Source organism: Persicitalea sp. (assembly GCF_041751555.1).
In the GTDB taxonomy this organism is placed as follows: domain Bacteria; phylum Bacteroidota; class Bacteroidia; order Cytophagales; family Spirosomataceae; genus Persicitalea.
On record NZ_JBGSXF010000739.1, the window covers coordinates 1 to 8,680 of the forward strand.

The 8,680-nt window shown below is 49.8% G+C and carries 10 protein-coding genes; 6 read left to right on the top strand and 4 right to left on the bottom strand.

What is annotated here, in order from left to right:
• The first annotated feature begins 37 nt into the window (after nucleotides 1-37).
• The gene (locus ACEW8P_RS25800; RefSeq protein ID WP_373515950.1) at nucleotides 38-2,233 is read left to right on the top strand and encodes a radical SAM protein; all 2,196 of its coding nucleotides are present in this window, start codon (nucleotides 38-40) and stop codon (nucleotides 2,231-2,233) included.
• Between the two features lie 26 nt (nucleotides 2,234-2,259).
• Here the strand turns inward: ACEW8P_RS25800 and ACEW8P_RS25805 are convergent, their stop codons facing one another.
• On the bottom strand, nucleotides 2,260-2,727 hold the full coding sequence (locus tag ACEW8P_RS25805; RefSeq protein ID WP_373515941.1) for a hypothetical protein: 468 nt from the start codon (nucleotides 2,725-2,727) through the stop codon (nucleotides 2,260-2,262).
• A 147-nt stretch (nucleotides 2,728-2,874) separates the two neighbouring features.
• Between ACEW8P_RS25805 and ACEW8P_RS25810 the strand changes: the two genes are divergently transcribed.
• The 4 genes from ACEW8P_RS25810 to ACEW8P_RS25825 all read left to right on the top strand — a co-directional run bounded on the left by ACEW8P_RS25810 (nucleotide 2,875) and on the right by ACEW8P_RS25825 (nucleotide 5,785).
• Nucleotides 2,875-3,540, top strand: coding sequence for an NAD-dependent epimerase/dehydratase family protein (locus tag ACEW8P_RS25810; protein ID WP_373515942.1), 666 nt, complete (start codon nucleotides 2,875-2,877; stop codon nucleotides 3,538-3,540).
• A gap of 22 nt (nucleotides 3,541-3,562) precedes the next feature.
• Complete coding sequence (locus ACEW8P_RS25815) at nucleotides 3,563-4,261, top strand: L-ribulose-5-phosphate 4-epimerase (protein WP_373515943.1); 699 nt, start codon at nucleotides 3,563-3,565, stop codon at nucleotides 4,259-4,261.
• A 150-nt stretch (nucleotides 4,262-4,411) separates the two neighbouring features.
• Nucleotides 4,412-5,161 carry a DUF1223 domain-containing protein gene (locus ACEW8P_RS25820; protein ID WP_373515944.1) on the top strand — a complete coding sequence of 250 codons (750 nt, stop codon included), beginning with the start codon at nucleotides 4,412-4,414 and terminating at the stop codon, nucleotides 5,159-5,161.
• A gap of 24 nt (nucleotides 5,162-5,185) precedes the next feature.
• A complete protein-coding gene (locus ACEW8P_RS25825) occupies nucleotides 5,186-5,785 on the top strand; it encodes a hypothetical protein (protein ID WP_373515945.1) in 600 nt (199 codons plus the stop codon).
• Between the two features lie 25 nt (nucleotides 5,786-5,810).
• On the opposite strand, the gene ACEW8P_RS25830 is transcribed toward ACEW8P_RS25825, so the two are convergent.
• The 3 genes from ACEW8P_RS25830 to ACEW8P_RS25840 form a co-directional block, all read right to left on the bottom strand.
• A complete protein-coding gene (locus ACEW8P_RS25830) occupies nucleotides 5,811-6,281 on the bottom strand; it encodes a hypothetical protein (protein ID WP_373515946.1) in 471 nt (156 codons plus the stop codon).
• A 23-nt stretch (nucleotides 6,282-6,304) separates the two neighbouring features.
• Entirely contained in the window at nucleotides 6,305-7,054 is a 750-nt protein-coding gene (locus ACEW8P_RS25835) for a hypothetical protein (protein WP_373515947.1), read from the bottom strand.
• A 68-nt stretch (nucleotides 7,055-7,122) separates the two neighbouring features.
• Nucleotides 7,123-7,500, bottom strand: coding sequence for a hypothetical protein (locus ACEW8P_RS25840; protein ID WP_373515948.1), 378 nt, complete (start codon nucleotides 7,498-7,500; stop codon nucleotides 7,123-7,125).
• A gap of 76 nt (nucleotides 7,501-7,576) precedes the next feature.
• Here ACEW8P_RS25840 and ACEW8P_RS25845 point away from each other — a divergent pair, with 76 nt between their 5' ends.
• On the top strand, nucleotides 7,577-8,530 hold the full coding sequence (locus ACEW8P_RS25845; protein WP_373515949.1) for a sugar phosphate isomerase/epimerase family protein: 954 nt from the start codon (nucleotides 7,577-7,579) through the stop codon (nucleotides 8,528-8,530).
• Nucleotides 8,531-8,680: the final 150 nt, after the last annotated feature.

Below are 8,680 nucleotides of genomic sequence, written 5' to 3' on the forward strand. Positions count from 1 at the left end.
AACTCTCAACTCTCAACTATCCACTATCCACTATCCATTGAACAAAGTTCTTTTCCTCACGCCCCCCTTCACGCAACTCAACACGCCCTATCCGGCGACAGCTTACCTGAAAGGTTTTCTGAATACGGTGGGTATCGAGTCGCATCAGGCGGATTTGGGGATCGAAGTGATTTTGCGATTGTTTTCGGCGGTTGGTTTGGGCAAGATGTTTGCCGAACTTGAAGCATCGGACGCAGCCCTTTCCGACAATGGCTATCGGATTTATGCTCTTCGCAAAGAGTATTTACGCACCATTGACTCTGCCATCGTTTTTTTGCAAAACAAAAACCCCACGCTCGCGCACAGCATTTGCGACCGTAGCTACCTGCCCGAAGCGGCCCGCTTCGCCGAACTGGACGAATTGGATTGGGCTTTCGGCACGATGGGAATTCAGGACAAGGCCCGGCATCTGGCTACGCTTTATTTGGAGGACTTGGGCGATTTGATTCAGGAAGCCGTGGATCCGTATTTTGGGTTCAGTCGCTACGCCGAGCGGCTGGGAAGCACCGCCACACACTTCGACCCACTGCACGAAAGCCTGCAAGTACCTGACACGCTGATTTCTGCTTTTTTGGTGGAGGTACTGGAAGAGAAAATCCAACGCTGGCAGCCGGAGGTAGTTTGTCTGACGGTGCCGTTTCCCGGCAATCTTTTCGGGGCCTTGAAATGTGGGCAGTACCTGAAGAAGCACCGTCCCGGCATTGCGGTCGTCATGGGCGGCGGCTATTGCAATACCGAACTGCGTTCGTTACGGGAGCCGCGCTTGTTCGACTATGTTGATTACGTGAGCCTCGATGACGGTGAAGCACCACTCCTGAACCTACTGGGATACCTCGACGGCGAACGCGACCAAAGCCAACTCAAACGCGTTTTCGCTCGCACCGACGGGAAGGTAGTTTATTATAACAATGGCAAAGAAAAGGACATCGCTCAGCGCGACGTCGGTACACCCGACTATGCCAACTTGCCGCTGCACGACTACCTGTCAGTCATTGAGATCATCAACCCCATGCACCGCCTGTGGAGTGATGGCCGCTGGAACAAGCTGACGCTGGCCCACGGCTGCTATTGGGGTAAATGCTCGTTCTGCGACATTTCGCTCGACTACATCAAACGCTACGAACCTGTTACGGCTGCACTTCTCTGTGATCGCATCCAGGAAATTATCGCCCAGACCGGACAAAACGGATTTCACTTCGTGGACGAGGCTGCGCCGCCCGCCCTCATGCGCGACCTGGCGCTAGAAATCATCCGCCGCCAGCTCACCGTAACCTGGTGGACAAATATCCGCTTCGAAAAAAGCTTCACCGCCGATCTGTGCCAACTCCTCAAAACTTCCGGCTGCATCGCCGTATCGGGAGGATTAGAAGTAGCCTCCGATCGTTTGTTGGAGCGAATGAAAAAGGGCGTTACCGTGACGAAGGTGGCCCGCGTGGCCGATGCATTCACACAGGCGGGTATCATGGTTCACGCCTACCTGATGTATGGCTTCCCCACCCAAACTGCGCAGGAAACCATCGACTCGCTTGAAATGGTGCGGCAACTATTCGAGACGGGCGTGGTGCAGTCGGGTTTCTGGCACCGCTTCGCGATGACAGCCCACAGCCCCGTGGGCCTGCACCCGGCGGGCTTCGACGTGCAGCGCATTGGCCCCGACTTCGGCGGCTTCGCCGACAACGACCTTCACCACGACGACCCTACCGGGGCCGACCACGACCGCTTTGCCGAGGGGCTACGCAAGTCTCTCTTCAACTACATGCACGGCGTTGGGTTCGAACTTTCGCTTAAAAAGTGGTTTGATTTTGAAATACCACCTACTTCGATACCACCGAACTACATCGAACGTAGCATAGCTCAGAATGAGGAAATGTCCGAACGCCCCAATGCGTTGGTAGTTTGGCTGGGCGGCATCCCCGAACTGTCGATTTACGAGAAAAAAAAGGGGCGGCAAATTATAAAAATGGCCGAGCTGGAATTTTATACCAAGAAAGAGCATTGGATGCTGAACGTAAGTTTACAATTGGGAGAATGGCTGACGGAGACACTTGACGCGTTTCCTATCGGTTCGCAAGAGGTACTTACTCTGGCGCGGTTGAAAGTTAAATATGAGGTGGCTGGATTAGGGGATTTTGAGGAGTTTCAGCGGTCTTCCATTTGGCAGGAATTGCGGGGGAATGGGTTGCTGGTGATTTAGCGAAATTTTGTGGGAGCGAAACAATTCTACCCTTTTAATAGGAGATACTTCCGCACAACCGCCTCCAAATCCTCGGGCCGCTGAGTACCCAGCAGAACTTTACTTCCGTTCTTTTTGACAATCTGCAAGCCAACGTCTCCCTTGATGTTATACACTGTTCCGTAGCGAAATGACAACCGGATGCCATATCCGACGAAGCCATAGGTGATAATTTCGGCGCTTTCAATTTCGTGCCAGGGAATGAAAGTACTCCATAGTGGAAAATGCCGAATTTGGATACCCTCCGCGGTTACCTCCGTTTTGAGCGTGAGGACGGAGAACAGTACGACTACGAAACTCAAAACAATGACTACGATCCAAATACTGGTGCTGTTAATCGACTCATTGGGCGTCCCAGATTGAAATAGGGCCCATAATAAAACAACTCCACCGCCGAGTAGGAGGGCCCACAGCCACCATTGCGTAAATTTTTGGATTTCTTGGAATTCGGTCATGATCTTCGGGTTGAAGTCCTCAGTAGTTAGCAAGTACCTTTATCCTTTCAAAAATAGGAAAAAGGATCATGGCGGACCCAGATGCTTTGCTCAACGGGGGCTAGGTGGGATAAATGCCGGAAATTCTCTTTTATAAAAAAACAACTGATGAAAGTAATCGTAACAGGTGCCACGGGTATGGTAGGTGAAGGCGTGATGCATGTTTGTCTGAATCATCCAGCCATAGAGAATGTACTCGTCATCAACCGCCGTCCTGACGGAGTGAAACATCCGAAACTCAATGAAATTATTCACGAAGATTTCTTTGATCTTTCACCAATTGCAAGCCAACTGATAGGCTACGATGCTTGTTTATTTTGCCTCGGGGTGTCATCAGTAGGGATGAAAGAACCAGAGTACTTCCGCCTGACCCACACACTAACCATGCACGTGGCCGAAACGCTCGCCCGGCTCAATTCCGGGATGACGTTCGCGTACGTGTCGGGAGCGGGAACCGACGGCAGCGAGAAAGGACGCTCGATGTGGGCGCGGGTGAAGGGCAAGACCGAGAACGATCTGCGTAAACTGGGCTTCAAGAAAGCTTACGCCTTTCGGCCCGGCGCGATAAAACCTATTGAGGGAATGTCGCATACGCTGACGGCCTACAAGTACCTGGGTTGGATATTTCCGATCGGACGAGCGTTGTATCCCAGTGGGTTTTGTACCTTGCGCGAGCTGGCTTTGGCCATGATTTTTACGGCTCAAAATCCTGTTGACCAATACGTGATCGAAGGGCAGGACATCATTTCGCTGGCTAAAAAGATGGGTTCCTAAGAATATTTTTTCACTCTATATTATGTACCAATCCCTGAAAGAAGAGTGCTTCGAGGCTAATTTGCAACTCCCCAAATTGGGCCTGGTGCTGTTTACTTTCGGCAATGTGAGCGCTGTGGATCGGGCGCGGGCTGTGTTCGCCATCAAGCCCAGTGGCGTGGACTACGATCGACTGCAACCCACCGACATTGTGATTTGTGATTACGAAGGACGGGTCGTCGAGGGCGCGATGCGGCCTTCGTCGGATACCAAGACCCACGCTTTGCTATATAAAACCTGGCCCGAGATTGGTGGGATCGCCCATACCCACAGCACCCACGCCGTGGCCTGGGCGCAGGCCGGACGGGACATTCCTATCTTCGGAACTACCCATGCCGACCACACGCACCAGGACATCCCCTGCGCCCCGGTTCTGACTGATGAAATGATTCAGGGAGACTACGAACACGAAAGCGGTCACCAAATTTTAAATGTCTTTAAAGAAAAAAATCTGACACCTAGTGAAATGGAGATGGTATTGCTCCAAAACCACGGGCCTTTCACTTGGGGGAAAAACGCTGAAAAGGCCGTTTACAACTCCGCCGTGCTGGAGGAACTCGCCCGAATGGCCTACCTGACCTTAAAGATCAATCCCGATACGCCCAGAATGAAGGATACGCTCCGGCTCAAACACTACGAACGCAAGCACGGTAAAGACGCCTACTACGGGCAGGAGTGCTAGGTGGCATTCTGATTGTATAGCTTCCCAACAGGTAGTTTCTCAGATGTGAGAGTGCTACTTCAACACAATATTTTCATGGTTCGGTAGTTTTTTGGTACCAGAGTCTGATTCGGTTCTGAACCACTTTTTCATTGAACAAACCTTACCGTTATGAAATCTGTACTCTTCCTTTTTGCAATAGGCACCGCCTGGTGGGCCATTGGTCAGAAAGAAGTAGTACCTGTCGCCGATAAGTCCTTCGAACCCGTGGTGGTCCTAGAACTTTTTACCTCGCAGGGCTGCTCCAGTTGCCCCGCCGCTGACCGCTTGCTCACCCAAACGATCCAAAAATCCTACGAACCCAAGATCCTGGCACTCTCCTTCCACGTGGACTACTGGAATCACCTTGGCTGGGCCGATCCGTTCAGCGACAAAGCGTACACTAAGCGGCAGTACGCTTACGCCAAGAAATTCAATTCTCGCTCGGTCTATACGCCGCAGATGGTAGTCAACGGTACCGCGCAGTTCGTCGGTTCCAACGAAGCAGCGTTGAAAAAGGCATTGAGCAATGCGACCCGACAAGCATCCTCGGCGAATTTCGACGGTCTGAGCGTAAAGCCAGCGAGCGGCAACGTCCTGAAAGTGCAGTACCAACTGGCGGGAGACTACCAGAACTGCAAGGTTAATTTTGCCCTGGTGTCGAAGCGCGAAAATACCGCTATCAAGCGTGGTGAAAATGGCGGTCGTACCCTAAGCAGCGATAATGTCGTGCGGCAATTCATTACCGTCCCGGCCATAGCAAGCGGCGAAGTACTCTTCAACGACCGAGCGGGACGGCCGGACGACCTGTCGGTGATTGCCTACGTGCAACGGGCGGCTGATTTGCGGATAGTGGGCGGGGCGAAAGTAGAGGTGAAGTAAAGTTTTCTGGCTAAAACGAGACTGATGAAGTTGATTATTTTGACAGGATTTTTGATCGCCTTTTTTGCTTTTGAGAAAAATGGGGAGAATTCCTGGGTCAATCCGAGCATCGACAAAAGATTTGCCGAAGACTCAGTTCTTTATTTACAGAAATCCATTGAATTTATCAAAGAGGTGAAAGCCCGAGAAATGTCCGATACTAACTTTGTATTAGTCGATACGCCTGCTGTTTATAATCTCAATAAATGCCTGGAAAGAACTACAATGGATACAGTTACCTTCACCGAAGCAGAGAGAGACTACCTGAAAAGGAAGCAATACCCCAAACTCGGGCGCTGGAAGGATGAACATTTCTCCAAAACCAAGATTATCGGTCGGCACACGCTAATGAAAATTTTTAAACTAGCGCCTCCGGCTGGTTGGGAATTCTTTAAAAAACATGTCGGAACCGAAGGATATCACATCTTTTCGTACCCTATTTTCCTGAAAAATTATACGTATTGTCTTTTCTATTCAGAGTATTACTGTGAAGGAATTTTCTGCGCGGATGGTCAGCTAGATATATACAAGTTTGAGAATGGAAAGTGGATATCTATTGGTGGTTTCTGTGCTTGGTCAGCATGAAACCTTGCGCTATCAGCGGGAAGCATCACTTCCGCACATACTCGATAGAATACCCAATCGGTAGTTTCGGAACGATCACGAAGTTGCCGTTTCCACGTACGGGCGACGACCTTTTGCAGTAGCGTTCCGATACGGTATAAACTACCTTCTTTAAATTATCGTCGATCTGTACCTCTCGGAGGTAGGTGCTGTTCCTCCCCTTGTCTAAAGTGCCCAATCCCAGAATATCGTACTCGGCAAAGTCCACACTATCGAGTTTGCCCGCACAGCAGTACTCGAAGACCAGGCGGTACTCTTTGTCGGTGGCGAGGAGCATTCCAAACCGATTCAGGTCTCCAACTCCTTCTCTGTAAGCCAGATAACTTCCATTTTCACCCAGTACTTTGACGACGATGCCCGCGATTTCGTCGTTGGGCTTTTCGTAGCAGAGGGGTTTTTCGCAGGAGATGAGGAGCGCGACTAGGCTCAGGGCGAGAAATGTGAGTATTGCTTTCATGATCTGAACGTTTGTCAATTTATTTATTCTTTGTAAACAAACGGTTGGGGAAAGGTAATGTCACCACCACCCGCATTGGCCTGAATGGAAAGTTCGTAAGAGCCGGAAGGCAGACCGCCCCCAGACCTTAAATCGTACCACATGATCATTCGATTAGGTAAGCTGGGTTTACAGGTGTTCACGCATTGCCCGCCCGCCAAAGCGAAATTGTACCCATAACCTTTCCCGGTATCGAGATTTTTTAACCCAATACTCCATAAACCAGGATTTTGATGGAGGTTTTTTAGAGGAAGTGCCACTTCAATAAAATTATCACTCGGTGAGCGTCTGCTGTACGTAATAGGCAGATCGCCAATCGGTTCGAGCGGGGCCGTTGGCGATTCAAAAATAACCCGATAGGAACGTTGGGTGCGGTAGGTTCGGATGTACTCGTCGTTCGCTAACACCAGTTTGCCTTCGGGTTTTGGCTTGTCGTATCCCCGGCAGCCGCAGGCAGGTGTGATGTTCAGGGCACCAGTATTGGTCAGACCACCGATTACTTCTGTGTTATCACTCAATTCGAGTACGGGAATGTACCCCTCGGCTGGTACGACCGCAGGAAGCCGGATGATGATCGTGCGCCGGGCCGGATCGAATTTCAAGTCTTTGGCCGGAAGATTCTTGAACGAAACGGACTTGATAAAGGGCTTTCCAGCGTCCGGGTCTTCTGGTTTCTCGCAGGAAAGGAAGATCGCAAATAGGCTCAGGACGAGTATTTTGGACAATGTACTCATATTAAGAATAACTGATCTGTGATCACTTTCTGTAAATCCATCGAGCAGGCAAAAGGTAAGATGATTTTTTATTTTCTCAATTCAATATCTGTTAATTCAAAAGGCAGTGGGATGATGTTGGCTTTATCGAGTATATCATTTGTAAGGTGATAGCCACTGACCAGCGCCAGCAGAGTGTCTTTCCGGTAACGCATTGGTAGATTGCACGGCAAATAGGGCGCAGCATACCTGAGGTCGATAGCAATGCTGTCAATATGTTTCAGAAAATGAAACCTTCCTCCAATGAAAAGGACAGGTGCTTTTTGCACCAGATCCCCCGTCCGTCTTAAATCTTTGAAGTTGGATACGCAAGGCGGCTTCCTAACCTCGGAACTAACGTATTCTCGCTCTTTACAATGGAGCAGACAACCCATCAGAAAAACAATAACCAAGGCACGTTTCATCATTCTAAGGTTTTTTACTCCAAGACTCAATTCCTTTTTAATTGGTTGGAAAAGGGTATAAAAAAAGGAAAGTTAACTTATGCCCAAGCCATTCATTGAAGTACCAGACCACTATAGAATATTTATGCAGCATTTCAAAGATCAATCATCGAGAAGAAGTTTTTTTAAGCAAGCAACCGGAGCGCTGATTGGCCTGACCGCGACAAGTGCTATAGCCAGGGCAGCTGAATTTGGGATTCAGTCTGCCGGATACTCTTTGCCAATCGGCGTTTGTTCTACTTATGACAAAGTAGATTTATTGAAAAAACTGGGCTTTGATTTCATCGAAGAAAGTGTGCCCGGTTTTCTCCTGCCCGAGGCGGGCGATGCGCAATACGCCAAAAATCTGCGTGCGCTCAGGGAGGAAAAATTTCCCATCATGTCGTACGTCTATTTTTTACCGGGTAAATTAAAATCCGTGGGGCCGGACGTGCAGCAGGAGCCAATTCTGGAACGGGCCGAGCTGGCCTTCAAGCGGTCGAGAGAGTGCGGCACGAAAAACATCGTGTACGGCAGCGGCGGCTCGCGGGGTATTCCCGATGGTTTTGACCGGGAGAAAGCCAAAACTCAGCACATAGACCTGTGCCGTAAACTCGCACCTTTGGCCGAAAAATACCAGGTTGCGCTCGCGATCGAGCCCCTCAACCGGGGCGAAACCAACTTCATTAATAGCCTTGCCGAAGGGGTGGAGATCATCGAAGCGGTCAACAGCCCTTGGGTGCGGCTGCAATGTGATATCTACCACATGCTCAAAGAAAATGAAAGCGCGGATGAGATTTTAAAATACGGTCAGTATATCTCGCATTGCCACATCGCTGAAAAGCGCAAGCGTACCGTACCGGGCGTGGATGGCGATGATTTTCGGCCTTATTTCCGGGCGTTAAAAAAAATGAAGTACAAGGGAGGAATGTCATTAGAATGCAACTGGAAGGATTTCGATCGGGAGGTAGCGCAGGGCATCGAAGTCGTGAAAAAGCAACTTTCTGAGGTTTAGAAAGCATTTCTACCAGAAATTATAAATAAAAGCCGCGCCTCGGAAAAATCCGAAGCGCGGCGCAAAAGCAGTACTGGTTCTTCCCTATTTCTCCATCGGGTACTGTTTCAATAACTCATTCGGCTTGTAAAACATACCATCTTTCTCTGT

Excerpts from the sequence above, each read along its gene's own strand:
- ACEW8P_RS25810 (WP_373515942.1), top strand. The coding sequence starts at position 2,875 with ATGAAAGTAATCGTAACAGGTGCCACGGGTATGGTAGGTGAAGGCGTG.
- ACEW8P_RS25820 (WP_373515944.1), top strand. The coding sequence starts at position 4,412 with ATGAAATCTGTACTCTTCCTTTTTGCAATAGGCACCGCCTGGTGGGCC.
- ACEW8P_RS25845 (WP_373515949.1), top strand. The coding sequence starts at position 7,577 with ATGCCCAAGCCATTCATTGAAGTACCAGACCACTATAGAATATTTATG.
- ACEW8P_RS25835 (WP_373515947.1), bottom strand. The coding sequence starts at position 7,054 with ATGAGTACATTGTCCAAAATACTCGTCCTGAGCCTATTTGCGATCTTC.
- ACEW8P_RS25815 (WP_373515943.1), top strand. The coding sequence starts at position 3,563 with ATGTACCAATCCCTGAAAGAAGAGTGCTTCGAGGCTAATTTGCAACTC.
- ACEW8P_RS25830 (WP_373515946.1), bottom strand. The coding sequence starts at position 6,281 with ATGAAAGCAATACTCACATTTCTCGCCCTGAGCCTAGTCGCGCTCCTC.
- ACEW8P_RS25840 (WP_373515948.1), bottom strand. The coding sequence starts at position 7,500 with ATGATGAAACGTGCCTTGGTTATTGTTTTTCTGATGGGTTGTCTGCTC.
- ACEW8P_RS25805 (WP_373515941.1), bottom strand. The coding sequence starts at position 2,727 with ATGACCGAATTCCAAGAAATCCAAAAATTTACGCAATGGTGGCTGTGG.
- ACEW8P_RS25825 (WP_373515945.1), top strand. The coding sequence starts at position 5,186 with ATGAAGTTGATTATTTTGACAGGATTTTTGATCGCCTTTTTTGCTTTT.